A 24,644-nucleotide genomic window follows, 5' to 3' on the forward strand; every position below is an offset into this window, starting at 1 on the left:
GCCCGAGCCCGATCCGGGAGGATCAGACCTCACGCAACTCTTCGACCTGGTCGGCGCAGCCGAGCACCTGGCAGATCTCGGCGGTGACGTCGGCCGGCATCATGCCCTCGTGCGAGCACAGGGTCAGCAGCCTCTGCGCGGAGATGCCCAGATTGGCCAGCAGGTCAGCGTCGCCCACCGGGTCGGCCTCGGGGTCGACGACGGGCTGCTCGCTCTCCTCGTCGCCGGTGGACGCCGGGCGAGGCTCGTCGACGTCGTCGAGCCCGGTGACCGAGGTCTTCAGATCGGCGACCAGCAGCGACCCCAGCGGGGACTCCTCGGCGTACGCGGAGTCCGACCCGAAAACCCGCAGGTCCTCACCCTCGTCGAGGCGCATGATCACCAGGTAGGCGTCGTCCGCCTCGACGAAGAGCAGCGACACGTCGGCGTCCTGGTCGACGTCGCGCAGGCGGTCGGCGACGTCGTCGATGTCGGTGGTGCCGCGCAGGCTGACCTCCGCGGCCGACCAGCCACTGTCGTCGCGCACCACGGCCGCAGCGAAGTACGACACGGTCCCCCCAATAGCCCCTCGACACAGCGCCGACTCGTTACGCGTGCACGTTAGCCGGTCGGGTCGGCAGGCGACCGGTCAACGCCCCGAAGCGCCGGTCATTCCTGACAAAGTCGGATCAGCCGGCTACCCGACGGCGGGTGGCGATGAGCTGGCGCAGACGCTCGCTGCGCAGCCGCTGGGGGCGGTTGCGCTGGCGTACCGCCCGGGCCCCCGCCAACTCGGCGAGCAGCTGCAGGCGGCGGCGGCTTCGATCGGGGTCCTGCCGCGACGTGTTCCAGGCCATAGTGCCGAGCGTGCCGAGTCTCGGCGGCCACGTCAAGACGGCGTTCGCTACGCAGCCAACCGGGCACTCGGCGCAGTCATCGCCACCCGATGTGCGGCCCCTTCACCAGAGTGGCCAGTCGCCCGCGGTCGCCCAGCGGACCGCCACCACGGCGGCGGCGATGCTCCAGCCACCGGCGGTGACGATGGCAACGCCGGTGGCCACGCCGCGGTCGCCGTAGCGGACCAGGACCAGGGCGGTCGACCAGGCCAGCAGGCCGGCCACCACCGTCCACCACGCGTAGCTGACCACGTCGGTGCCGAGCAGGCCGAACAGCAGCAACCAGCCGGCCGCCGCGCCGCCGCCGGCGGCGACACCGCCGCCGGTGACCGGGTGCGGTTCGCGGTAGGTGGGACGCGTCGACGGCCCGGCCGGGAAGAGCCCCGAGGGGGTACGGAACACCGGGCGGGCGAAGCCGGGATCCGGGCCGGGGTCGGGCCGGGCGATGGTCATCGTCGCTGCCCTCCCTCCACGCGCGTCGCTCCGTGCCCACCGTACCGGTCTGTCAGGATGACCGGATGCCCTCGCCGTTGATCCGCCGCGCGCGTCCGGCGTACCCGATCCTGCTGGTGTTGCTCGCCCCGCTGCTCGTCGGCGGCTGCGCGACCACGCGGCCGGGGGTGCCTCCGGGCGGCGCGCCGACGCCGCCGACGGTCTGGGCGACCGGCGACCAGCCGGCGTCGCCCGGCCCGCCGCCGTCCTCGGCCACGCCGTCGGGGACCGCACCCGCCCGGCCGGCACCGACGGTCGGACCGCCGGGCGCCGCCCCCCGCGCGGGGCTACGGCACGTCTTTCCGGTACGCGCCGACGACGTCTCCTATCACCCGACGCACGGTGTCTACCCGGCGACGGACCTCTTCGCCGACTGCGGGGAGCCGTTCGTGGCGGTGACCGAGGGGACGGTGCTGGAGGTGAGCCGCACCGACCGGTACTCCAAGCGCGGGCCGCAGGGTCCGGACAACGGGGGTCTGTCCGTCTCCCTGCTCGGCGACGACGGGGTGCGCTACTACGGCTCGCACCTGAGCGCCGTGGCCACCGGCGTCGACGCCGGGGTCCGGGTCCGCGCCGGGCAGCAGCTCGGCAGGGTCGGCCGCACCGGCAACGCCAACAACGTCTGCCACGTGCACTTCGGCATCTCGCCGCCGTGTACGGGCGAGGACGGCTGGTGGATCCGGCGCGGGGTGATCTGGCCGGCGCGCTACCTGGACTCGTGGCGGCGCGGCGGCAACCGGGAGCCGGCCGCCGAGGTGACCGCGTGGCAGCGTAGACACGGCTGTCCGAAGGCTCCCTGACGGACCGGGTACCGACTAGGTTCGGTGGGATGAAGGCCCGGGATCCCATCGCCGACCTGCGCCGGATCGCTTTCCTGCTGGAGCGGGCGAACGAGGCCACCTATCGGGTGCGGGCGTTCCGGTCGGCGGCGACGGCGCTGGCCGGCCTGCCGGCGGCCGAGGTGGTCGAACGGGCCGGCAACGGCACGCTCACCGAACTGGCCGGGGTCGGTGACGTCACGGCCCGCTGCGTGGCGGAGTCACTGGCCGGCGAGGAGCCGGTCTACCTGCGCCGGCTGGTGGCGACCGAGGGCGCTGACCTGGACGCGGAGGCGACGGCGCTGCGTGACGCGCTGCGCGGTGACTGTCACACCCACTCCGACTGGTCCGACGGCGGCTCACCCATCGAGGAGATGGCGCTCGCCGCCGTGGAGTTGGGCCACGAGTATCTGGTGCTGACCGACCACTCGCCACGGCTGAAGGTGGCCCGCGGGCTGACGGCCGACCGGCTGCGTCGCCAGCTCGACCACGTGGCGCAGGTCAACGCGGCGCTGCCGGAGGGTTTCCGGATCCTGACCGGGATCGAGGTGGACATCCTCGCCGACGGCTCGCTGGACCAGGACGAGGAGCTGCTGGCCCGGCTGGACGTGGTGGTCGGCTCGGTGCACAGCGGTCTGAACGACGAGCGGGCGAAGATGACGCGGCGGATGCTGACCGCGGTCGCCAATCCGCACCTGGACATCCTCGGCCACTGCACCGGTCGGATGGTGTCGTCCCGCCCCGCCGGGGTGACCGGTCCTGGCGACCGGGGGCACCGGGCTCGGACCAGGGCGGAGAGCGACTTCGACGCGGACGCGGTCTTCGCCGCCTGCGCGGAGCACGACACCGTCGTCGAGATCAACTCTCGGCCGGAACGGCAGGACCCGCCGAAGAGGCTGATCCGCCGCGCCCTGGAGGCCGGCTGCCGGTTCGCGATCAACACGGACGCGCACGCGCCGGGCCAGCTCGACTGGCAGCGGTTCGGCTGCGAGCGGGCGGCCCTCTGCGGCGTCCCCGCCGACCGGGTGGTCAACACCTGGTCGGCGGAGCAGCTCACGGCGTGGACGCGGGGGCGCTGACCGCTCGGCGGCCAGAGGGTCAGCGTTGGATGACCGGCTCGGCGGCTGGCACGGCGGGAACGCCGACGGCCGTCTGGGAGCGGCGCCGCCCGAACACGCCCTGCGCGACCGCGACCCCGAGCAGCACGATGAGCGCGCCGACCGGCTGGTGCCAGTTGAGTCGCTCGTCGAGCGCCACGGCACCGATCAGCACCGCGAAGATCGGGATCAGGTAGGTGACGGTGGAGGCGGTGCTCGCGCCGGCCACCCGGATGTTGCGCATGTTGATGACGAAGGCGAGCCCGGTGCCGAGCGCACCGAGGGTCAGTACGCTGGCCGCCGCCTTTCCCGACAGCTCGGTGGGCAGCGGCGGCACGCCCGCGACGAGCGGGGTGACGATGGCCAGTTGCCCGGCGGCGAGCAGCAACTGCGCCGTCGAGAGTGACAGGCCGGAGTGGGCGCTGCCCGCGACGAACCGCTTCTGGTACGGGATGGCGAAGCCGTAGCAGGCGGCCGCGCCGAAGCACATCAGCTGCCCGGTGAAATGCGCCCCACCGATGCCCTCCCAGACGCCGAGCACCACGAGCACGCCGAGGAAGCCCAGCCCGAGACCGACCGCGCGGCGCGCGGTCAGCCGCTCGGTGCGGAAGACCAGCACCGCCAGCGGCAGGACGATCAGCGGTGTGGTGGCGTTCCAGATGCCGGCCAGCATCGATTCGACGCGCTGCTCCCCGTAGCCGAAGAGGGTGAACGGCACGGCGACGCCGAACGCGGCGACGACGAAGAGATGCGCCCAGACCCGGGGCTGGCGGGGCAGCCGGTCGCGCAGCACCGCGAGGACCACCAGCAGGGTGAGCGCGCCGGCGACGACCCGGTAGAGGGCGAGCTGCACCGGATGCAGCTCGGCCACCCCGACCTTGATGAACAGAAAGCTGGAACCCCAGATCGCGGCGAGCGCGACGAAGCCCGGCAGCCAGGAGCGCAGTGGCGCCTTGTCAGGAGTGGTATCGGCCGTCACCCCTGACACTCTGCCGTAGTCGTACGACGAAGTCCCGCGACTTTCGGACGTGGTGTCGACCGCCACAGATCCCGCGCAACTGCTTTCCCGGACACGGCAAACAACTTCGACAACCGCCCGGAGCGGTCACGTAGGGTCGCAGCGTGGGACACATTGATGAAGTCGCCAACCGCTACGTGGCCGAATGGGCGCCGTTGAGCCCGAACGGCGCGACCTACGTCGGCATCGCCGGCCACGACGACCAACTCGACGACCTGTCGCCCGAGGGCTACCAGGCACGCGCGGACCTGACCCGCCGCACGCTCGCCGAGCTTGAGGTGACCGAGCCGGACACCGAATCGGAACGGATCGCCAAGGAGGCCATGCAGGAACGGCTCGGCCTGGACCTGGCCCGCTACGAGGTCGGCGAGACCACCAGCGAGATCAGCGTGATCGAGAGCGGGCTGCACGAGATCCGTATGGTGTTCGACCTGATGCCGACCGCGACGGCCGACGCGCAGGCCAACATCGCGGCCCGCCTGAACGGCTTTCCCAGCGCGCTGGAGGGCTACAAGACCACGCTGCGCGAGGCGCTCGCCAAGGGGCAGGTCAGCTCGAAGGTGCAGCTGGTCGAGGTGGCCAAGCAGTGCGACATCTGGGTCGACCCCACCGGGGACAACTTCTTCCACGGTCTGGTCGAGCAGCTGGGCGCGGACGGCACCCTCGGGGCCGAGCTGCGCAGGGGCGCGGCGGCGGCCACCGCGGCGACCGCCGAGTTCGGCCAGTTCCTGCGCACCGAGCTGGCACCGCACGGGCGGGACAAGCAGGCCGCCGGCCGGGAACGCTACGAACTCGCCTCGCAGTACTTCCTCGGCGCCAAGGTCGACCTGGACGAGACGTACGCCTGGGGCTTCGCCGAGTTGGCCCGCCTGGAGGCGGAGATGCGCCTCGTGGCCGGGCGCATCGCCGGTTCCGGTGCCAGCGTCGACGAGGCCGTGGCCACACTCGACGCCGACCCGGCGCGGACGATTCGGGGCAAGGAGGCGTTCCGGGACTGGATGCAGGCGCTCGCCGACAAGGCGATCGCCGAGCTGCACGGCACCCACTTCGACATCCCCGAGCAGGTCCGTCGCATCGAGTGCCGCCTCGCGCCGACCAGCGACGGGGCCATCTACTACACCGGGCCGAGCGAGGACTTCTCGCGCCCCGGCCGGATGTGGTGGGCCGTGCCGCAGGGCATCACCGACTTCTCCACCTGGCGCGAGGTCACCACGGTCTACCACGAGGGGGTGCCGGGTCACCATCTCCAGGTGGCGCAGACCGCCGTGCGGGCCGACCTGCTCAACCGCTGGCAGCGGCTGCTCTGCTGGGTCTCCGGGCACGGCGAGGGCTGGGCGCTCTACTCGGAGCGGCTGATGGACGAGCTGGGCTACCTGGAGGACCCGGGCGACAAGCTGGGCATGCTCGACGGCCAGGCGATGCGCGCGGCCCGGGTGATCGTCGACATCGGCATGCACCTGGAGCTGGAGATCCCGAAGGACAACCCGTTCGGCTTCCACCCCGGTGAGCGGTGGACGCCCGAGCTGGGCTGGGAGTTCATGCGGGCGCACTGCCGGGTGCCGGACGAGAACCTGCGCTTCGAGCTGAACCGCTACCTGGGTTGGCCCGGGCAGGCGCCGTCCTACAAGGTCGGCGAGCGGATCTGGCTCCAGGCCCGCGAGGACGCCAAGGCCCGTAAGGGCGCCGACTTCGACCTGCGGGAGTTCCACCGGCAGGCGTTGGACCTGGGCGCGCTGGGCCTCGACCCGCTGCGTCGGGCGCTGGCCCGTCTCTGAGCCGGCGACGGCTCCCGGCGGTACGAGGGGCGTACGAGCGAGGGGTGGACCGCATCGCGCGGTCCACCCCTTCGGTCATGCTCGCGGTCGTACGCCCGTCAGCGCTGCTCCACCTCGCCGGGTGCCGGGCGCTGGGTCGGCACCGACGGATCCTCGGACTTCCAGTTCGTCGACGCCGGGGGAATCTCGTCGGTCAGCGGACCGCTCTGCCGCTCGGGCTCGTCGTCCCGCACAGCTGGCTGGTCCACCCGGGTCGGCGTGGGATCAGCGACGGGCAGCGGGTCGGCCCGGTGACGTGCCTCGGCCACCGCCACGGCACCGCCCCGGCGCACCACGAGCAGGCCGGCGACGATCAGCAGCAGGGCCAGCACGGCCACCCCGATCGGGGCGTAGACACCGAGGAGGGTGAGCTGACTGCGGCTCTCGTTGGCCCGCTTCACGGACGCCTTCACCGTCGCCTCGTTGTAGGTGAAGTCGGCGTTGAGCAGCGAGACCGGGGTGCCCACGTCCGGCACCAGGGTCTTGCTCTGCACCTCCCGCACCTTGACGTACGCACCGGTGACCGGGTCGACCCAGAGCGTCCGGCTGTTGCTGTAGGTCACCTTGCCCTGGGTCGCGCCGGGGGCGAGGGCTCCGAGCAGCAGGCCCACCCGGTCGGCGGCCAGGTTGAGCTGCTGGTCGGTGATGACCTGCTCGAACCGGTACGCCTCAAGCCCGTCGACGTCCTCCGTGCCCTTGTACGTGGCCGGCAGCTCCTTGCGCAGATCGCGGTCGAAGACGCCGTAGCTCCGCTTCTCGGTGTTGAAGGGGAACTTGTAGACCTGACCGGCGAACGACACCTTCTCCCGGGTCCCGGTGTCATCGAGGTACTGGCCGTCCCACTTCACGGCGGCACCGGAGACCCGGTCCAGTGCCAGCGTGGCACCGTACGCGTTGACCAGTTCCTTGGTCTGCGTCCGGTCGACGGTCTGACCAACCGTCCAGACCACCGTGTCGCCCGCGAGGTCACCGCCGAGCTTCGCGGTCTCCTCGCGGTCGGGCGTGACCAGGACGGTGGACTTGAGATCGCCCTGGCGGATCGCGATGGCACCGTTGGTGATGTGGAGGAAGGTCGCGCCCTTCGCCTCCGCCACCGACGTCGAAGCCGCCAGATCGTAGGGCAGCTTGGTCACCGCGGGCTTCACGACGAACACCAGTCCGGCGGCCAGCGCCAGGAGCAGTACGCCGCCACCGAACAGCACGGCACCTATGGCGCGGTGCTTCATGTTTCCTCCCTGGAGGAGCTAATTTCGCCGCTATCGATCAGTGATGTGGCCGCGAGGTTACTACCTGGTCACATAGCAACGCGACCCCCGGTCAGCTCTGTTTTTTCCGCCGCGCCGTCTGGTTCCTGACCGCCTCGCCGCAGGACGAGCACGAAATTCCAGGCCACGACCTCCCGTACTCCGGGCACCCGGACCACCCAGCGACCCCACCACGGGTGGTAGCGCGGCAGCGCGTCCAGCACCTCGACCTCGGCGTTGCCGTGTGCCCAGCGCAGCGCGTCCGAGATGGAGACCGGGAAGAGCGTCTCGCGGAAGCGGTTCTTCGGGGGCCTGCCCGTCCTGCGCTGGTAACGCTGGCGGGCCCGGTCACCGCCCAGGTAGTGCCAGGGTGCCGTCTCGTGCCCACCCCACGGCGACAGCCACGGGGTGAACGACACGAACAGGACACCACCGGGTCGGGTCACCCGGACCATCTCGTCCAGCATCCGGGGTGGCTCCGAGACGTGTTCCAGGACGTTCGAGGAGAACGTGACGTCCACACTGCCGGAGCGGACCGGCAGGGCGGTGCCGCTGCCACGCAGCATGCCGGCGACGGACTCCCCGGCGGCGGAGAAGTCGCCGACGTCCGGGTCGATCCCCACGTACCGGGCACCGGCGGCGCGGAAGGCGGCCGCGAAGTATCCGGGACCACCGCCGACGTCGAGCACGGTCCGCCCGGCGAGCGTGGCGTAGCCGGACACCTGACGCACCGAGTCCCCCGCCAGCAGACCGTAGAAGCGGTCCGGGTCGGTCTGCTCGACCAGGAACGCCCGGAACAGCGCCACCGAGCGGCCCAGTGTGGCGAACCGTCGGCGGGCCGCCCGACCAGCCGTCGCGTCGTCTGCTGTGGTCATCGCGTTACCGTCCCGTCGTCGTCCTGATCCGTGGTGTCGGCCGCGGCCGGCGCATCGGCACCGCTCGCCGATCGAGGTTGGGCGGCCGGCGTGCCGGGCACCGGGATCACCGCCGCGGTGACCGCGCCGACCGCGACCAACATCGCCGCCTGCACCCAGGGGCCGTACGCCCACTCCTGCCCGTGGCCCTGCAACCGGCCCGCGACCGCGGTCACCGTGGCGACCGTCAACCCACCGAGCACCACCACCGGCAGCGCCCGGACAGCAAGCTGCCGCAGCAGCATGGCGGCCAGCACGATGGCCACCGGCAGCACACCACCCAGTGCGGCGAGCAGCACCACCAGCAGGATGCCGATCGCCCACGCCGGCCCCTCGGCCGGGATCGTCCGGTCCACGCCCAGGCGACGTCGGAGCGGCCACGCGGCCAGCAGCAGCACCGCGAACGCGCAGATCGCGCCGGCCGCCAGGGCACCCCGGTACGTCCGGTCCGGCGCGAAGACGAGCCGGACCTCGACGGTGTCGCCGGCTGGCAGCACCCACGCCTGCTGCCAGCCGTCCACCCGGGTGGTGGCGAGCGTCCGGCCGTCCACGGTGGCCGTCCAGCCGGCGTTGGCGTTCTCCGGCACCGCCAGCAGCGCGGCAGCGCCGGCGGCCACCCGGACCCGGCGGTCGGTCGAGTCCCAGTCGAGCACGGTCACCGCGCGGTGCCGGGGTGCGGGGACAGCGGCCTCCGGGCGCAGCGTGGCGTCCTGCACCACGAACCCGGCCGACGGTGTGCTCGCCAGCTGGTGCCCACCGGCCGGAAGGTCCACCACGGCACCCGTGGCGCCGCAGATCGTGACCGGTGCCGGCCGCCCCGCCAGGACGTCGGCGAGGGTGGTGGCCACCGAGGTCTGGTAGCGGTAGCCGTCGAGTTCGACGGCGGGTCCGGTACCGCATCTTTCGGCGACGGCGGTGCCAGCCGACAGCGGGCGGAGCAGGTCGTCCAGCGCGGGAATCTCCACCTCGGCGATCCCGGCGGTGGCGGTCCAGCCGTTGCCGCGCCGGTCGGCGACCCGCGCGGCGGTGTCCCGGACCACGATCTCGATCCGGTCCGTCCTGACGGCCGGGAAGCGGACGGTCCCGTCCGCACCGACGGGCAGCACCTGGCTGCGGCCGGGGGCCCGCACCTCGACCTGCGTGGGCAGCGAGCCGACCGGCAGTTCCGCGGGCCGCAGCCGCACCTCGGCGAGGCGTCGCTGCCCGGACCAGCTCAACCGCAGCGTGGGGCGGAGGTCGCCGGTGTCGGCGAGCCACGCCGTTGCGGGGTCGCCGTCGACGGCCGCGTACCCGGCGACGGCCGGATCGCCGGTCAGGTACGAGGAGACGGTGGCCGCCACCGGAACCCCGGTGAGCGTGAGCTGCCCGCCCACCCGGGGCGCGGCGGTGAGCCCCAGCCGGTAGCTGCCCGGCGCGGTACTCCGGAACACACGGTCGACGCCGAGCGGTTCCTCACCGGCGCGGGCCAGGAATCGGTCGCACCGGACGACCGAGCCGGCCGGCCGGGTCCCGGTGCCACCCGCCGGTCCGCTCCCCGTACCGACCCCCGCCGCCACGTCCGAACCGGTGCCCGGGGCGGCGGTCGGGAAGCAGGCGGGACGGTCGGATGAGCCTCGGCTGAACGACCAGGTCACGGGACCGTCGAAGCCGTTGGGCAGATCGTTCGGCGTCCTGAGCGCGCGGCGGGCGGTGGTGCCGGGAATCGCGAGTTCCCGGATCCCGACCCCGCCGTCGCGCCGTTCCCCGGCGACGGCCAGCACCGTGACCCGCACCCTGCTGGTGGATCCGGGCAACGTGTAGTACGAGAACGCACCCAGCGTGTCGGCCACCTCGTGGTCCACCGACCCCCGGTCGGTGGTGATCCGGAATCGGGTGACCGGCCAGCCGACCCCGAGGTCGTCGACGAACGCCAGCGACACCGTCCCCACCTCGCGCGGGGTGTCCAGGTCAACCTGGAGCCACTGACCGACGGGCCCGGCCAGCGGCGCCGAGTGCCACGCGGTCGCGTACTCGCCGTCCAGAGCGGCGAACGGCAGGTGTGACGGGTCCGCGGCGCCCAGGTTGTCCACGAAACTCGTCGCGGTGCTGGCGGTGACCTCCCGTACCCCCTGGTAGGTGGCGACCGTCTGGTGTCGCTTGCCCGGGAACGGCAGCAAATCGAGGGCGACACGGCCCTGCCGGCCGGCCTCGGTGGCGGTCAGCGTCTGGCTGACGTTGTCCCGCACCCGGCCGATGTCGCGTTCCCGGCGGCGCAGCCCGTCCGTGACGATCCACCGCTCGTTTCCGACCTCGGTGCGGTCCCCGGCAAGCACCACCGGCCGGTCCCGCTCCACCAGCCCCTGTTCGAGCAGCGGCAGCAGGGACTCCGGGCCGCCGCTGACCGTCGGGACGTCGTCGGTGAGCACCGCCGAGGCGACCGGGACCGGTCGCTGCACCTCGTACACCTCGATGGCCGGCACGGGGCCCGCGTCGTCGTCGACCGGGCTGCCCGGGACACCGCCCGGCGCGGTGGTGCTGCCGAAGGTCGCCACCCGCGCGATGCCCGGCGATCCGGTCAGCGCCCGGCGCAACACCGCGACCGGTGGGGCGTCCACCTGGGCACGGTCGATGTCGTTGCGCAGCAGAACGTGCCGGAAGCCGGCCCGGGCCAGGAAGTCGGCCAGCCCCGCCGAGCCCTGCCCGCCGGCCAGGACGGTCTCCACGGCGTCCATCACCCGGGTGTTGCCGGCCGAGCCGAGTGGGATCTGGTTCCGCACCGCCCAGGGCGCCCCGGCGAGCGCCTGGAGCGGCTCGTCGACCGTTCGCCCCCACTCGTACTGGCCGAAGCCGGACCCGGGCACCATCAGCGTCCGGGCCAGCGCGTCCCGGTCGGCCAGCCAGGTGGCCGCGGACCGCCAGGTCGCCGGCAGGTCAGACCAGCCCGGCCCGGGCCGCAGCTGACCCAGCCAGGCCGGCGCGGCGGCACCCAGGATCAACAGCAGCACCGGTACGAACGCCAACGGCCGCAGCCGGATGCCGGGGCGGCGCCGGCCGACGGCGGTGTGCAGCCGGGTGACGACGGCGTCCACCCCGTGCGCGAAGCCGAGCATCAGCGGCAGCCGTAGCACCGGGTCCAGCTTGTGGACGTTGCGCAGCGGGGCCAGCGGACCGTCCAGCAACTCCCGGACCGGGCCCGACAGCGGGCTGTCCAGGCTGCCGACGTAGCCCATGGTGAGCAGCGTCAGCCCGGCCAGGAAGCCGAGCACCAGGAAGCGCCGCTCCGGCAGCAGGTTTCCGGCCAGCCCGGCCAGGCCGATCAGCGCGACCAGCGCGGTCAGCGCCATCAGCACCGGGTGGTCGATCAGCAGCCAGCCCGCCGGCCACCACGGGTCCCCCTGGACGATGTACGCCACCCACTGGTTGGTGCCCCGGACGGCCTGGAAGAGCGAGGCCACGGCGGTGGTCGTGGTGGACGACTCGATGTAGTCCAGGAAGGGCAGGCTGTATTCGCCGAGCAGCAGCAGCGGCACGATCCACCACAGGCAGACCGCGACGACGCCGAGACACCACCAGCCGACCAGGCGCAGATGGTCACGGTCCCAGCGGCGGGTGAGCAGCCAGACGCCGGGCAGCAGCAGGGCCAGCAGGACGACCGCCGCATTGATCCCACCCATGCCGAGCACGGCCAGCGCGGAGAGCGCCGCGGCCCGACGTGGCGAGCCGATCCGGCGCACCAGCACGAGTGGCAGCAGCACCCACGGCAGCAGCGTCGCGGCGAGCGTCTCCGAGGACAGCGCGCCGATCTCGGTGAGCATCCGGGGCGCCAGCGCGTAACCGAGCGCGGCCATGTAGCGCGTCGGTTCGGTGCCGATGCTTAACGCCCGGGCGAGCCTGAGCAGCCCGTAGAAGGCGACCGCCAGCAGGAGCGCCGACCAGGCCCGCTGCGTGATCCACGGCGGTAGGCCCAGCAGCTGCCCGCCGGCGAAGAACGGTCCCATCGGAAAGAGATAGCCGTACGCCTGGTTCTGCAGCTCGCCGGAGGTCGCCTCCGGGTTCCACAGGTGCAACGCCCGGGTCAGGAAGTGGATCGGGTTCGCGGCCAGGTCGAGCTTGGTGTCGAACGTGACCTGGCCGGGGCGCTGCACGAAGGCGAGGACGGTGAGCAGCAGCAGTGACAGCGCGGTCCCGGGCGCCGCGCGCACCGTCCGGGGGAGGTGCGGCCGGATCATCGGCGGCACTCCGGGGGCAGGCAGCTCAGGTCGGCGAGCGCGGAGAAGAAGATCTGCCGGATACCGCTGGGCTGCTGGGTGCGGAACACCTTTCCGCCGGTGACCTTCGTGATGGCGTTCAGCTCGTCGGGGTCGACGTCGCGGCCCAGCCCGATGAAGACGATCGGCAACGGACGCCGAGGGTCCTGCAGCTGGGCCAGTTCGGCGAGGAACCTGGACCGGCCGATGCTGTCGTCGTCCTCGTTCCGTCCGTCGGTCATGACCAGCACCAGGTTGATCCGGCCGGGTGTCCAGTGCTGCCGGGCGTTCCGGTAGGCGGCCAACGTGGTGTCGTACAGCCCGGTCCCGCCGCCCGCCTTGACCTGGACGTCGGCCAGCCGGTCTGCCAATCGTGTCCGCTGCTGGGTGCGTAGCGGAGCGACGGGCAGGATCTCCCGGTAGTCCCGGTCCCCGTCCACCTTGGTGGAGAAGACCCAGATCCCCAGCTCGCTGTTGTCCAGCAGGAGGCCGGCTCCCTCCCGAGCGGCCTTCACGGTCGCCGCGAGCCGGGTCTCGGCGGTGCCCGGCAGCCGGGCATCCATCGACCCGGATATGTCGATGACGGTCAGGATCCGGGCGCTGCGCTGCACGCCACTCCAGACGTTCAACACCTCGGTGACCGTCTCCTCGCTGGGCAACGGCACCGGTCGGCGCTCCTCCGCCCGCAGCCGGCCGTCCGCGGGAATGGCCGGCGGGAAGCCCGCCGCCGTACGGAAGCCGAACCCGAGCAGCGCATCCCGGGACTCGACCGTGAGCAGGTTCGCCAGGAAGCCCGCGGCGGCGTCACGGACATAACCGCGAGCGACCGGCAGCACCACGTACGGCAGGTCCAGAGACGGCACGCCGACCTCCGGGTACGCGGCGACCAACCTGTTCGAGCCGGTCAACGCGTTGTGATCGAGTACGGCCTGCTCGCTGGCAACGACCCCGTCCGTGCCACCGGCCAGCCCGCCCCCGATACCCAACGCGCCCGCGCCATCGCCGGCGGAGAACGTCACACCCGCGAGCCGACGCAGCACCCCCGCCATCGCGGCGGCGGGTTCCCGTTCGGCGGCGGACAGGGCACGCACCCCGAGCAGCGCCGCGACCCCGGTCGGATCGACGGCCGGATCCGGCATTCCCAGCGGGGCCGGCCGGGCCTTCGGTCCGATCAGTGACGCCCAGGTCACCGGCTTCGCCGGCCACCCCAACCGACGCGCGGTCGGCTCGGTCACCGCGAGCACCACCGGGCTGCTCGCCACCGAGGTGCCCTCGGCGGGCACCTCGAAGGCACCACCGGCCCGGGCCCGGCGCAGCCAGAACGTGGACTCCGGCAGCCAGGCGTCGGCGGCGTCCACCGCGTTGGCCAGGTCCCCGGCGACGGCGGCGGACTCCCGGGGCTGCACGACGATCGACACACACGGCTGCCGACCCACGCTGGCCCGCGCGATCCGGTCCAGGGCTGGAGCGATCACCGGAGCGGCGGCGACCCGCAGCCGGACCCGCTCGGCGCACTCCGGCACGCCCCGATCCGCCCGGATGTAGGCCACGGCCGCCCAGCCGGTCAACAGCAGCACGAGTGCCGCGCTGAGCAGCACCACCGGTGAGCGACGGGGGAGCGAGCGCACCGGCGCGAGTCCGTCGCGCAGCACCGCCGGCCACCTCCTCGTCGCGTACCGGCGCGTCCCCGCGCAGGTCGGAATCCGTAGCGCCCGCCGGGCGGCGCCACCTGGACGCCGGCCACCACACGCGGTTGCGCTGCACACCCTGCCAAGGTTTTCCGCCGCCGGCAAACCCCCGATCGACGAGGAGTTATCTGATCTTCGCTGCCGGTGCGACCCATTGCGCCGACGGGCCGGACAGCCCTAGGGTGGCGCGATCGTGCTCACTTACTCACCGGTAGGAGCAGCGTGGAGATCCCCGTCGCCCCCGCACGGCACGTCCTGTTCCTCAACTGGCGCGACACCACCAACCCGGAGGGCGGTGGCTCCGAGGTCTACCTCGAGAGAATTGCCGCCGAACTGGTCGCCATGGGCCACCGGGTGACCCTGCTCTGCGCCGCGCACGGCAACGCCGGCCCGGTGGAGACCACCGGAGAGGGCGTACGCGTGCTGCGACGCGGGTCCCGGCACAGCGTCTACGCCCGGGCGGCGATGACCTGTCTCGCCGGCCGGTTCGGCCTGGGCCCGCTCGGCCGACGCGGCACCGGCCGGCCCGATCTGGTGGTCGACGTCTGCAACGGCGTGCCGTTCTTTGCGCCGCTGTACGCCGGCCGGCCGGTGGTCGCGCTGGTGCACCACGTCCACCGGGAGCAGTGGCCGGTCGTCTTCGGCCCGTGGATGGCCCGGCTGGGCTGGTGGATCGAATCCTGGTTGGCGGTTCGGCTCTACCGCCGCTGCCGGTACGTCACCGTCTCCGAGGCCAGCCGGGCGGAACTGACCGAGCTCGGGGTGGCCGCCGATCGGATCGACGTGGTGCCGAACGGCACGCCGCCGGTGATCGGCCCACCGTTGCCGCGTACCCCCCACCCGTCGTTGCTGGTGCTCGGCCGCCTGGTTCCGCACAAGCGGGTGGAGATCGCCTTACGCACCGTTGCCGAACTGGTCGGCGAGTTGCCCGACCTGGAACTGGTGGTTGCCGGACAGGGCTGGTGGGAGCAGCCGCTGCGAGAGCTGTGCGACTCGCTCGGCATCGCCGACCGTGTCCGTTTCACGGGTTTCGTCAGCGAGGAGGAGAAGCACGCCGCGCTCTCCTCGGCCTGGGTGGCGCTCACCCCGTCCATCAAGGAGGGTTGGGGGCTGACCATCGTCGAGGCCGCGGCGCGCAGCACCCCGACGGTGGCCTTCCGCTATGCCGGCGGGGTCGCGGAGGCGATGATCGACGCCGAAACCGGCCTGCTCGTCGACGACGAGGCGGAGTTCACCGCCCAGGTCCGTGAGCTGCTCGCCGACGACGTGCGGCGCAAGGCGATGGGCGAGGCGGCGCTGCACCACGCGTCCCGCTTCACCTGGGCCGCGACCGGTGCCCGCTTCGCCCGCCTGGTGACCCAGCAGACGGGCCGGGCCGGCTGACCCGAGCACCACGAAAGGGCGCCCGCAACCAGCGGACGCCCTTTCGTCGTCTAGATCAACGCGTGCCGTACAGCGGAGGCTTGGCGCCCTGCTCACCATTGACATTGCTGGTGGCGGCCTCCTTGGCGGACGGGCTGAGCACGTTCGCCAGACCGACGCTACCGAGCAGGCCGAGCACGACCCCGAGCACACCGACGGCGACGAACGCGGGCAGGTTCCTCATCCACCTTCTCCTTCCGCGGGACTCGCGTGCCGGGACGCTACCACGCGGTAGGTCACCCGCGCAGTGCCCGAAAACCCGATGCCGAGCACCACCACTCCCGCCAGCAGATGCGCCAGCCCGACCGGGCCGGGCCGGGTTGGTGTGGGTGTGGGTGACCAGCTCGGATTCTCGTACAGGGTCAGTTCCGGTCCATCGTGGACAACGCGCAGTCCGGCCAGGGACGCCGGTGGCAGCGGCGGACCCGCCGCGCGCTGGACCAGCACCCACCGGGAGCCGACCGCCGACACCGGATCTCCGCCGGCGAGGACTTCCCGGACCCGCGCGGCACGCGGGTCCTCACCGGCCACCGCCAGCCCGCCCACCCGCAGGGTGTCGTCGATCAGCACGGGCACGCCGAGATACCGGGGCGCCGGGTCGATCACCACCTGGCCACGATTCCACGCGTAGCGCTGATACTCCTGGAACGGCAGGGAGATCACCTCACCCGGCCGCTGCTCGACCAGCCGAGCCACCGTGCTCCATTCCGCGGGCCAGGCCACCGGTCGGAGACGACCCGCCGCACCGAACGCCAGGTCGGGCAGGAGCGCCACCGGCAACAGTGCGGCGCCGACCAGCAGCACCCGACCGGTCGGCGCGTCGAAGCGGACGGCCACCCGGTCGGCGAGACGTTCCGCCCCGAGCGCGCCGGCCACCGCCAGGGCCAACGCGTACGGAACGAGCAGCTTCTGGCCGTCCCGGACCAGGCCCGCGCCGGGCAGCGTCGCGACCAACCAGCCGAGCAGATCCGCGCCGCCGGGCAGCGCGCCGAGCGCCGCCACGAGCCACGAAGCGGCGGCGAGCAGACCGAACCGGCCGGCCACCGGGGCGGGCCAGCGCCGACGCAGCAGCGGTACGCCGCACCCGGCGACGGCCAACACCACCACGGTGACCAGGGGCACCAGCGGGACGCCCCGGGAGCCGGGCGTCGTCTGCCCGTTCCAGATGCCGCCGGTGCCGGCGAGCGCCACCAGTGGCCCGGCCCAGTTCTCCGCCCGGGCCGCGAAGGCCAGCACACCGGCCGGGTCCGACCTTCCGCTGCCCGTGCTGGCGAACCCGGCCACCAGCCACGGCGCATTGAGCAGCACCGTCAGGCCCAGCGCGGTCGAGGCCGCCCGCACCGCCCCCGGATACCGTCCGGGCAGCAGCACCGCGATCGCCACCAGGGCGATCACCCCGCCGGTCGGGGTGATGGCGGACGCCGCCGCGGCGAGCAGCAGCCGTGGCAGCGCGCCCGGCTGGCCCGCCCGTACCCCGATCGCCGCCCGGACCAGCCAGGGCAGCGCGGCGTACGCGACCAGCAACCCCCACTGGCCGACGAGCAGCCGCTCGGCCAGGTACGGCGTCCAGGCGTACCCGAGGCCGGCCACCACCCGCACCGCGACCCGGTCGGTCGGCACCAGTCGGGCCGCGCCGAGCACCGCCAGGTAGAGGATCGCCGCGAGCACCAGCCGTTGCAGCAACCAGCCCGGCACCACCTGGTTGGCCAGCGCCACCACGGCGTCCTGCGGAACGGCCCTGGGCAGCGCCGAGGCCGGGGCGATCACCTCCCAGCCCAACACCTGACGGGGCACGAAGACCATGTCGTAGCGGAGCACGTAGCCGGGGAGCACCAGCGGCGCGAGGACCACCGCCGTCACGGCGGCCGCCACCCCGTGCGGCACCAGCCGTTCGCGCATGCTGTCGACCCCACCCCGGTCCGGCACGACCACCCGTCGCGCTGGTGGCGGCCACTGTACGCGCGACGCCGTCGGCCACCGAACCAGCCGTTGACCTGATGGGGCAGCCCGTCGGAGATATGGCAGTCTTCCCGCCATGGCATTGATCGGATCCGAGGTGGGCGCGGCACGTGGTGAGACCGGCGGAGCCGGCCGACTCGTACGCGCCGATCCGATCCGATCCGTTGCCCTCGCGATGATCGTGGTGAGCGTGCTGTGGCGCGCACAGATCGCCTCCCGGGGCTACCTGGCAGCCGACGACTACGTGCTGATCACGCAGTCCACCGAGTCGCGCCTCACCCCGGGCTTCCTGTTCACCCTCTACAACAACCACTTCATGCCGGGCGGACGTCTGCTCACCTGGCTGGTCACCGACGCGTTCGGGCTCACCTACTGGCCGTACGTGCTGTTGATGGCCGCCGGTCAGGCGTTGCTCGCCGTCGCGTTCTACCAGCTGCTGCGGACCCTGCTGCGACCGAGCCGTCTGCTGTTCGTCCCGCTCGGGATGTTCCTGTTCAGCCCGCTGACGCTCGAAGCGACCTCGTGGTGGGCGGTCGGGGCGAACATGCTGCCGATGCAGCTGAGCATGGTGCTCGCCCTCGGCGCCCAGCTCAGGTACGTCCGCACCGGGCGCAAGCGGCACCTGTTGTCGCTGGTCCTCTCCGTTCTGCTCGGGCTGCTCTTCTTCGAGAAGGCCCTGCTGGTCGTACCGCTGGTCTTCCTCTTCACCGTCTGCTTCCTCACCGACGGAGGCCCGGTCCGTTCGGTGCTGACGGCGCTGCGCCGCTGGTGGCCGTCGTGGCTCGTGCAGGCCGCGCTGGTGGGCGCGTTCGCCGCGGTCTACCTGACGCGCTCCGAGTCGTCCCTGCGCCGACCGGACTCGCTGGGAGAGGTGCTGTCGTTCCTCACCCAACTGTTCGGTTCCACGCTCGTGCCGGGCCTGTTGGGTGGCCCCTGGGGCTGGCTGGGCGCGGGGGACGGGGCAGCGGTCGTCGCGCCACCCGAGCTCGCTCGCTGGATCGCCTGGTCGGCCTTCGTCGCGCTGGTCGTACTGACGGTCAAACGGGACCGCAGGGCCACCCGGGCGTGGGTGCTGCTCGGCAGCTACCTGATCCTCGTGGCGACGCTGCTGGCCGCCACCCGGCTCGGCTCGGTATTCAGTGCCGTCGCCGGCGGGGTGCCGCGCTACGTCAGCGACGCCGTCGTGGTCGCCTGCATCTGCGTCGGCGTCGCCCTGGTCGGAATCGCCCGCCCGGCGTCGGCCGGTGGCGAGCCGACCGACGGTGAGCCGGAGTCTCTCGCCGGGGATCCGGCACCCGCTGCCGAGCCGGAGTCGCTCTCGGAGCCGGAACGGACGCTCGCGGCACCGCGCACCGTGCTCGCGGCCGCCTCCACCCGGGCCGGTGTGATCCACGCCGAGGCGCCCGAGGACCCCGAGCCAGCGCCAGCGGAGGAGACGCCGCCGGCAGAGGATCCGGCTCGCCCCCCGGCGTCAGCGCTTCCCCCCGACCCGACGCTCGCCCCGGCGTCAGCGCTCACCCCGGATCCGACGCTCGCCCCGGCATCGGCGGCCGGACCGGCCCGGGTGGTCGAGCCGACGCCCGAGGCCGCGCCGGACTGGCTGGGCCGGGTGCCCGAGCGGTACCGCGAGGTGGTGACCGCCGGTCTGGCGCTGCTGCTGGTGGCGGCGGTGTTCGGCACCGTATGGACCACGTCCCGCTTCAGCGACGAGTGGGCGAAGAAGTACGGCCGGTCCTACCTCGACACCGCCCGCATCGAGCTGGCCAGCGCACCGCCCGGCACTGTCTTCTTCGACGACGTGGTTCCGGAGGGAGTGCTGTCAAACCTGTCCAAACCGTACAATCTCCAGTCCCGGTTCTTCGCGGCAGCAGGCTCGCGTCCCGAGTTCGTGCGAGACACGGAAAACGCGTCACTGCTGGACGGCCTCGGGCGGGTCCAGGTCGCCACCATCCAGGGCAGCAGCATCCAGCCGGGCCCGCAGGAGGGCTGCGGCTATCTGGTGGCGAACGGCCAGACCGTCCGGATGCCGCTGAACAAGCCGCTGTTCGAGTGGCACTGGATCGCCCGCATCGGTTACCTGAGCTCGACCGATGGCACGGCGGTGCTGCGGTTCGGGAATGGTAGCTACACCTTCCCGGTCAAGAAGGGTCTGAACCAGCGCTTCTTCGAGATCGAAGGCGGCGACGACGACGCGGTGGAGCTGACGGTGACCGGACCGGACCTGACCCTCTGCACGAACGAGATCACCGTCGGCAACCTGACGCCGAAGCCCGAGTGACCACCGACGGAGTCCCGGTGGTGGCGGAGGCGACACGGCCCGCTGCGGAACGACGCGCCGCGCGGGACATCGGGGTGGTGGGACTCGGGGCGGCGGGCGTCGCCGTCACCGCCGCCACCATGCTGACCAACGGACTGGCCTACCTGGTCCCGATGCTCGGTGCCCGGCAACTGACCGCCCCCGACCTGGGCGCGCTGGCCACAGTGCTCGCGCTCGGTGCCATCGCAGCCGTACCCGGGTTCGGCCTGCAGATCGCGGTGGCGGCACACCGTGCCCGCCGGGGGCCCAGCGGAACGCTACGACTGGCGCTGTGTACGGCGGCGGTCACCGCCGCGGTGACCCTCGCCGCGGCACCCGTGCTCACCGTGGCGCTCCGGCTTCCGGTCGCGCTGACCCTGCTGCTCGCTCCGACCACCTTCGCCACCGTGCTGGCCGGCTGCTGGCTGGGCGAGCTCCAAGGCGACCAGCGGTTCCTGCGGCTCTCCGCCGCGATGATCGGGCTCGCCGCCGGGCGCTACGGCGGGCTCGTCGTCGGGCTCGCCCTCGGGTGGGGGCCGGTCGGCTCCCTCCTCCTCGGCACGCTCACCGGACTCCTGGCCCTGCCACTGCTGGCGCGGCTCGCCGCGCCCACCACCACCGGCGGCCCGGTCGCCGGTGGACCGGACCCCGGCGCACCAGACCGGGGGCTGACCGGCCGGCAGGTGATGACCGCGTGCGCCGCCACCCTGGCGATGCTCGTCATCTCGTACGCCGACCTGCTTCTCGCTCGTCAGCTCCTGCCGGCCGGCGGCTCCGGCGGTTACGCGGTCGGTTCGATCCTCACCAAGGGGGCCCTCTGGGCGCCGCAGGTGGTCACCCTTCTGGTGCTGCCACGGCTGGCCTGGGGCGACCGGCGGGCGCGGGCGCTCGCGCTGGGGTTGATCCTGGCCTGCGGCGCGCTGCTGGTGGCCGCCTCCGCGGTCGCCGGCGAGCTGGCCTTCCGCTTGGTGGGCGGCTCGGACTATCTGCACCTGGCCGGCGAGGCACCGCTGTTCGCCGCGACCGGCGCCCTCTACGCCGTGGTGTTCATGCTGGCGAACGACCGGGTGGCGACCGGTGCCCGCTGGCCGGCCGCCCCGCTCTGGGTGGCCACCGCCGGCCTGGTGGCGGCGGCCCTGCTGGTGGCGCCGCGCACGGTCGAGGGCGTGCTCACCTGCGCCCTGGTCACCGCCGCGACGACCGCCGCCGCCATGAGCTGGTTGGCCTTCCGCCCCACCCGGGGCTGAACGTCGTCCTCCACCAGAGGTGCGGGGGCCGGGATCAGTCGCCAGCGGCGACCCAGGCGCCGAGCAACCGGTGATCGATCGAATCGACCCGACCGAGCCTACGACCGGAGGCGGCACGCGCCCGCAGTTCCGCGCGGGTGAACCAACGCGCGGCCAGCAGTTCGTCGCCGTCGACGCGTACCTCCTCGGACGTGGCGGTGGCCCGGAAGCCCACCATCAGCCCGGCGGGAAACGGCCACGCCTGCGACCCCTGGTAGGTCACGTCGGTGACGGTCACGCCGGCCTCCTCGGCCATCTCCCGCCGGACCGCGTCCTCCAGGCTCTCGCCCACCTCGACGAAGCCGGCGAGCGTGGACCAGGCGTCCTCCGGCGCGCCGGCGTGCCGGGCGAGCAGGCAGCGTCCCGGCGGGCCGGGCGCCTCGACCAGCACGATGATCGCCGGTTCGATCCGGGGAAACAGGAGCCGCCCGCATCCCGCGTCGGTGCAGGTCCGCACGTGGCCGCCGCCGTCGGCGACGGCCGGCGCACCGCACGTGCCGCAGTGCCGTTGCTGCCGGTGCCAGTGCAGCAACCCCCGCGCGTACGCCTGAACGGCTGCGCTGCCCGGGTCGAGCCGCCCGACGAGGGCCCGTACGTCGACAGCCCGCGCCGCACCGGCCATCTCGACGGCGGACTGCTCGCTGAGCGCGGAGAGGTCCACGGCGAACAGGGCGACCTCGTTCTCGTCGAGCCCCAGGAAGACCGTGGTACCGGTGGCGGATCGGACCAGGGACGCCCGTTCCGCGGTCAACCGGACCGGACCACCCTCGTCGACGAGACAGCGGTCCCGCCACAGGGGCAGCACCACGCTGGCCGGGTCGGCGAGCAGCTCGCCCAACCGGGTCGGGTCGGTGCGCAGCGCCGCCGCCCGATCCAGCCACCCGCCCCCGTACGCCAACACCCGCTCCGCAGTGTTCACCTGGCCACCGTGCCACGTCCGCGACCCGCCACCGCCACCGCCCCCGACCCGCACGACACGCCGGAGGCGACACGCGGTACCCGCGCGAGTGGGCGCAGCCCGCGAGGACGGCCGAGCATTCGTTACCGTAGGTGTTTTCCGGGAGGGGGGACCTCCCGCGGCACCTGGCGATCGAGGTTGCAGTGACGCTGTACGGCGAAAAACGTCCACCCGCCGACGACCGACCCACCGTGCAGGTCACGGCGGTCACCTGGCCGGACGACGGGCCGGAGCCGGCCACGGCGCCCAGCGGAGGGCCTGGAAGCGGCCGGCGCCGGGTGCGGGTGCTGCTCGCCGCGGGCGTCACCGGCGGCATACTCGCCGCCGTGGCGGGCGCCGGTGCATGGGCGTACGCCGGGGACGTGCCCCGGGGCACGAGCGTGCTCGGCACCGAGCTGGGCGGCCGGAGCCGTACGGCGGCAGACCGCGAACTGCGCGCGGAACTGGACCGGCGTGCGGCGGCTCTCGCCGCGCCGTTGCGCATCAGCATCGGGCAGCGCACCGCCGAGATCAACCCAGCGGAGGTGGGGCTGGGCGTCGACGTCACGGCCACCGTGGCGGCAGCCGCCGCGGCCGACGCGCACCCGGTCAGCCGTCTGGTCGGTTCGCGCACCGTCGATCCGGTGGTCACGGTCGACTCCGACCGGCTGGACGAGGCGCTCCGGAAGGCACTCGGTGACGAGGCCAGTGCGATGACCATGCCGGCGATCACCTACCAGGGCACCACCCCTAAGGTGGTCCAGCCCAAGCCGGGCCTGGCGCTCGACCCGAAGCGCTCGGCAGACGCGGTCCGCGCCGGCTGGCTGGCCGGGAGGCCGGTCACCGTTCCCCTGGTGGAGAGCCACCCGGCGACCACCGCCGAGGACCTGGACCGGCTGGTCGCCGAACTGGCGAAGCCGGCGGTCGCCGCACCGGTCACGCTGCGCACCGACAGGGGCTCGGTGCAGATCCCGCCCGCCGCCATCGCGAAGAGTCTGCGGTTCACCGCCGACAAGACCGGCCTGCTGACCCCGACGGTGGACGTCAAGCGGCTGCGCACGGCGCTCGGGAATGCCCTGCTCGCCGTCGAGGTGCCGCCGAAGGACGCCACGGTGACCATTGCCGGTGGCCGTCCCACGGTCACCGACGGGCGGCCCGGCCAGCAACTGGACACGGCCACGCTCGGCCGTGACGTGCTGGCGGTGTTGCCGAAGTCGGACGGCCGCGAGGTGACCGGCACGCTCAACCCGACGCCGGCCGAGCTGACCGCGCAGAAGCTGGCCGACCTGGGCATCAAGGAGCGGGTCTCCACCTTCACCACCCGGTTCACCGGGGGCATGGCCTCGTCGCGTAGCCAGAACATCGCCACCGTCGCCAAGGAGGTGGACGGCACGGTCGTCCTGCCCGGAAAGACGTTCTCGCTGAACGGCCACACCGGCGAACGGGGCTACGCGCAGGGCTACCGCGACGCGCCGGTGATCCTGGACGGCAAGCTGGTGCCGGGCGTCGGCGGAGGGACCTCGCAGTTCACCACCACGCTGTTCAACGCCACCTACTACGCCGGGCTCGAGGACGTCGAGCACAAGCCACACTCGTACTGGTTCGACCGCTACCCGGCGGTCATCGAGTCGACCATCTTCTGGCCCGACCTGGACTTCAAGTTCCGCAACAACACCCAGTACGGCCTGCTCATCGACACGTCCTACACGTCGAGCACGATCACCGTGTCGATCTGGAGCACCAAGCTCTACGACAGCGTGAAGACGGAGTACGGGCCGCGCCGCAACATCACCACGCCGAAGCTGATCCACCTGGACCCCGGGCCGTCGTGTATTCCGAGCAACGGGATCAACGGCTTCACCCAGGACGCCTTCCGGGTCATCAAGAAGGCCGGCGCAGTGGTCAAGCGGGAGAAGTTCACCTGGCGGTACGACGCCGAGCCCCGCTACGTCTGCGGCCCGAAGCCGTCCTGAGCCTGGCTCAACGCGGTGGACCCGTCGGGGCACCCTGACCATTAGCCTGGCACCATGCCGGACCCCGACTACGACGAGCTGGTGCTCCGTGCGTTGGAGTTCTATCAACACGCGGTGCGCCGGGTGGCGGACGACTTCGCCCTACGCGGTGCCGTCATTCGGCCCCTCGGCGTGGACCTGGAGCACGGCGACACCCTCATGGTGACCTACGACCTGCGGGAGCAGGCGGGGGACGGCGCCCTCAGCCTGCCGCCCACGGGTGACCTCGAGCAGGCTGTCGTCGAGATGGCGGATGCGCTGCAGGAGGAGGAGTTCGACGAGGGCGACACCACCTGGCCCGGCTGTACCGCCGGGCACACCCATCCTCCTACCGCGGCCGTCGTCAACGGCGTCGCCTGCTGGCAGTGCCCGCGAAACCACAACATCCTGTCCCGCATCAACTAGCAGCCACCCACCAGGCGGGTGGGGATATGCGTCAGGGCCACCCCGGATGGGGTGGCCCTGACGAAAGATTGTCCGGCGGTGTCCTACTCTCCCACACCCTCACGAGTGCAGTACCATCGGCGCTGGAGGGCTTAGCTTCCG

General features: G+C 72.7%; 19 protein-coding genes. 8 read left to right on the forward strand and 11 right to left on the reverse strand.

The window, feature by feature from the left end:
• Window positions 1-22: 22 nt before the first annotated feature.
• The 3 genes from ACLJN9_RS28700 to ACLJN9_RS28710 all read right to left on the reverse strand — a co-directional run bounded on the left by ACLJN9_RS28700 (window position 23) and on the right by ACLJN9_RS28710 (window position 1,328).
• Window positions 23-550, reverse strand: a complete 528-nt coding sequence (locus tag ACLJN9_RS28700) for a tRNA adenosine deaminase-associated protein (protein ID WP_410814755.1) — start codon at window positions 548-550, stop codon at window positions 23-25.
• Between the two features lie 118 nt (window positions 551-668).
• Window positions 669-836 (reverse strand): hypothetical protein, encoded by a 168-nt coding sequence (locus ACLJN9_RS28705; RefSeq protein ID WP_410814756.1) that lies wholly within the window; start codon window positions 834-836, stop codon window positions 669-671.
• Between the two features lie 102 nt (window positions 837-938).
• Window positions 939-1,328, reverse strand: coding sequence for a hypothetical protein (locus tag ACLJN9_RS28710; RefSeq protein WP_410814757.1), 390 nt, complete (start codon window positions 1,326-1,328; stop codon window positions 939-941).
• A gap of 65 nt (window positions 1,329-1,393) precedes the next feature.
• Here ACLJN9_RS28710 and ACLJN9_RS28715 point away from each other — a divergent pair, with 65 nt between their 5' ends.
• Together ACLJN9_RS28715 and ACLJN9_RS28720 are read left to right on the forward strand one after the other, a co-directional pair.
• Window positions 1,394-2,167 carry a M23 family metallopeptidase gene (locus tag ACLJN9_RS28715; protein ID WP_410814758.1) on the forward strand — a complete coding sequence of 258 codons (774 nt, stop codon included), beginning with the start codon at window positions 1,394-1,396 and terminating at the stop codon, window positions 2,165-2,167.
• A gap of 29 nt (window positions 2,168-2,196) precedes the next feature.
• Window positions 2,197-3,264, forward strand: a complete 1,068-nt coding sequence (locus tag ACLJN9_RS28720; RefSeq protein WP_410814760.1) for a PHP domain-containing protein — start codon at window positions 2,197-2,199, stop codon at window positions 3,262-3,264.
• 19 nt (window positions 3,265-3,283) lie between these two features.
• Here ACLJN9_RS28720 and ACLJN9_RS28725 read toward each other — a convergent pair whose 3' ends face one another.
• A complete protein-coding gene (locus ACLJN9_RS28725; RefSeq protein WP_410814761.1) occupies window positions 3,284-4,261 on the reverse strand; it encodes a DMT family transporter in 978 nt (325 codons plus the stop codon).
• Between the two features lie 143 nt (window positions 4,262-4,404).
• Between ACLJN9_RS28725 and ACLJN9_RS28730 the strand changes: the two genes are divergently transcribed.
• Window positions 4,405-6,075, forward strand: coding sequence for a DUF885 domain-containing protein (locus ACLJN9_RS28730; RefSeq protein WP_410814762.1), 1,671 nt, complete (start codon window positions 4,405-4,407; stop codon window positions 6,073-6,075).
• Window positions 6,076-6,173: 98 nt separating this feature from the next.
• Here the strand turns inward: ACLJN9_RS28730 and ACLJN9_RS28735 are convergent, their stop codons facing one another.
• The 4 genes from ACLJN9_RS28735 to ACLJN9_RS28750 form a co-directional block, all read right to left on the reverse strand.
• Window positions 6,174-7,340 (reverse strand): DUF3068 domain-containing protein, encoded by a 1,167-nt coding sequence (locus tag ACLJN9_RS28735; RefSeq protein ID WP_410814764.1) that lies wholly within the window; start codon window positions 7,338-7,340, stop codon window positions 6,174-6,176.
• A gap of 68 nt (window positions 7,341-7,408) precedes the next feature.
• Window positions 7,409-8,233 carry a class I SAM-dependent methyltransferase gene (locus tag ACLJN9_RS28740; protein ID WP_410814765.1) on the reverse strand — a complete coding sequence of 275 codons (825 nt, stop codon included), beginning with the start codon at window positions 8,231-8,233 and terminating at the stop codon, window positions 7,409-7,411.
• Complete coding sequence (locus ACLJN9_RS28745) at window positions 8,230-12,480, reverse strand: alpha-(1->3)-arabinofuranosyltransferase (RefSeq protein ID WP_410814766.1); 4,251 nt, start codon at window positions 12,478-12,480, stop codon at window positions 8,230-8,232. The genes ACLJN9_RS28740 and ACLJN9_RS28745 overlap by 4 nt, the downstream gene beginning before the upstream one ends.
• Window positions 12,477-14,150, reverse strand: coding sequence for a substrate-binding domain-containing protein (locus ACLJN9_RS28750; RefSeq protein WP_410814767.1), 1,674 nt, complete (start codon window positions 14,148-14,150; stop codon window positions 12,477-12,479). Before ACLJN9_RS28750 ends, ACLJN9_RS28745 begins: the two co-directional genes overlap by 4 nt.
• Before the next feature lie 258 nt (window positions 14,151-14,408).
• On the opposite strand from ACLJN9_RS28750, the gene ACLJN9_RS28755 reads away from it, so the two are divergent.
• The gene (locus tag ACLJN9_RS28755; RefSeq protein ID WP_410814768.1) at window positions 14,409-15,569 is read left to right on the forward strand and encodes a glycosyltransferase family 4 protein; all 1,161 of its coding nucleotides are present in this window, start codon (window positions 14,409-14,411) and stop codon (window positions 15,567-15,569) included.
• Window positions 15,570-15,624: 55 nt separating this feature from the next.
• On the opposite strand, the gene ACLJN9_RS28760 is transcribed toward ACLJN9_RS28755, so the two are convergent.
• Both ACLJN9_RS28760 and ACLJN9_RS28765 read right to left on the reverse strand, forming a co-directional pair.
• Entirely contained in the window at window positions 15,625-15,792 is a 168-nt protein-coding gene (locus ACLJN9_RS28760) for a hypothetical protein (protein ID WP_410814770.1), read from the reverse strand.
• Complete coding sequence (locus tag ACLJN9_RS28765) at window positions 15,789-17,507, reverse strand: hypothetical protein (protein ID WP_410814771.1); 1,719 nt, start codon at window positions 17,505-17,507, stop codon at window positions 15,789-15,791. The genes ACLJN9_RS28760 and ACLJN9_RS28765 overlap by 4 nt, the downstream gene beginning before the upstream one ends.
• A gap of 136 nt (window positions 17,508-17,643) precedes the next feature.
• Here ACLJN9_RS28765 and ACLJN9_RS28770 point away from each other — a divergent pair, with 136 nt between their 5' ends.
• Both ACLJN9_RS28770 and ACLJN9_RS28775 read left to right on the forward strand, forming a co-directional pair.
• Window positions 17,644-19,845: a hypothetical protein gene (locus ACLJN9_RS28770; protein WP_410814773.1), complete on the forward strand. Its 2,202-nt coding sequence runs from the start codon at window positions 17,644-17,646 to the stop codon at window positions 19,843-19,845.
• Window positions 19,842-21,110: a polysaccharide biosynthesis protein gene (locus ACLJN9_RS28775; RefSeq protein WP_410814774.1), complete on the forward strand. Its 1,269-nt coding sequence runs from the start codon at window positions 19,842-19,844 to the stop codon at window positions 21,108-21,110. The genes ACLJN9_RS28770 and ACLJN9_RS28775 overlap by 4 nt, the downstream gene beginning before the upstream one ends.
• A gap of 34 nt (window positions 21,111-21,144) precedes the next feature.
• Here ACLJN9_RS28775 and nudC read toward each other — a convergent pair whose 3' ends face one another.
• Window positions 21,145-22,068, reverse strand: a complete 924-nt coding sequence (gene nudC, locus ACLJN9_RS28780; RefSeq protein ID WP_410814775.1) for an NAD(+) diphosphatase — start codon at window positions 22,066-22,068, stop codon at window positions 21,145-21,147.
• A 182-nt stretch (window positions 22,069-22,250) separates the two neighbouring features.
• Between nudC and ACLJN9_RS28785 the strand changes: the two genes are divergently transcribed.
• Together ACLJN9_RS28785 and ACLJN9_RS28790 are read left to right on the forward strand one after the other, a co-directional pair.
• Window positions 22,251-24,059 (forward strand): VanW family protein, encoded by a 1,809-nt coding sequence (locus ACLJN9_RS28785; RefSeq protein WP_410814776.1) that lies wholly within the window; start codon window positions 22,251-22,253, stop codon window positions 24,057-24,059.
• 54 nt (window positions 24,060-24,113) lie between these two features.
• Entirely contained in the window at window positions 24,114-24,503 is a 390-nt protein-coding gene (locus tag ACLJN9_RS28790; RefSeq protein ID WP_410814777.1) for a hypothetical protein, read from the forward strand.
• Window positions 24,504-24,644: the final 141 nt, after the last annotated feature.

This window comes from Micromonospora sp. 067-2 (genome assembly GCF_046549295.1).
In the GTDB taxonomy this organism is placed as follows: domain Bacteria; phylum Actinomycetota; class Actinomycetes; order Mycobacteriales; family Micromonosporaceae; genus Micromonospora.

Bases quoted from the DNA above. Each gene is read 5' to 3' on its own strand.
- ACLJN9_RS28705 (WP_410814756.1), bottom strand. From the start codon at position 836: ATGGCCTGGAACACGTCGCGGCAGGACCCCGATCGAAGCCGCCGCCGC.
- ACLJN9_RS28710 (WP_410814757.1), bottom strand. From the start codon at position 1,328: ATGACCATCGCCCGGCCCGACCCCGGCCCGGATCCCGGCTTCGCCCGC.
- ACLJN9_RS28715 (WP_410814758.1), top strand. From the start codon at position 1,394: ATGCCCTCGCCGTTGATCCGCCGCGCGCGTCCGGCGTACCCGATCCTG.
- ACLJN9_RS28720 (WP_410814760.1), top strand. From the start codon at position 2,197: ATGAAGGCCCGGGATCCCATCGCCGACCTGCGCCGGATCGCTTTCCTG.
- ACLJN9_RS28735 (WP_410814764.1), bottom strand. From the start codon at position 7,340: ATGAAGCACCGCGCCATAGGTGCCGTGCTGTTCGGTGGCGGCGTACTG.
- ACLJN9_RS28740 (WP_410814765.1), bottom strand. From the start codon at position 8,233: ATGACCACAGCAGACGACGCGACGGCTGGTCGGGCGGCCCGCCGACGG.
- ACLJN9_RS28745 (WP_410814766.1), bottom strand. From the start codon at position 12,480: ATGATCCGGCCGCACCTCCCCCGGACGGTGCGCGCGGCGCCCGGGACC.
- ACLJN9_RS28760 (WP_410814770.1), bottom strand. From the start codon at position 15,792: ATGAGGAACCTGCCCGCGTTCGTCGCCGTCGGTGTGCTCGGGGTCGTG.
- ACLJN9_RS28765 (WP_410814771.1), bottom strand. From the start codon at position 17,507: ATGCGCGAACGGCTGGTGCCGCACGGGGTGGCGGCCGCCGTGACGGCG.
- ACLJN9_RS28770 (WP_410814773.1), top strand. From the start codon at position 17,644: ATGGCATTGATCGGATCCGAGGTGGGCGCGGCACGTGGTGAGACCGGC.
- ACLJN9_RS28790 (WP_410814777.1), top strand. From the start codon at position 24,114: ATGCCGGACCCCGACTACGACGAGCTGGTGCTCCGTGCGTTGGAGTTC.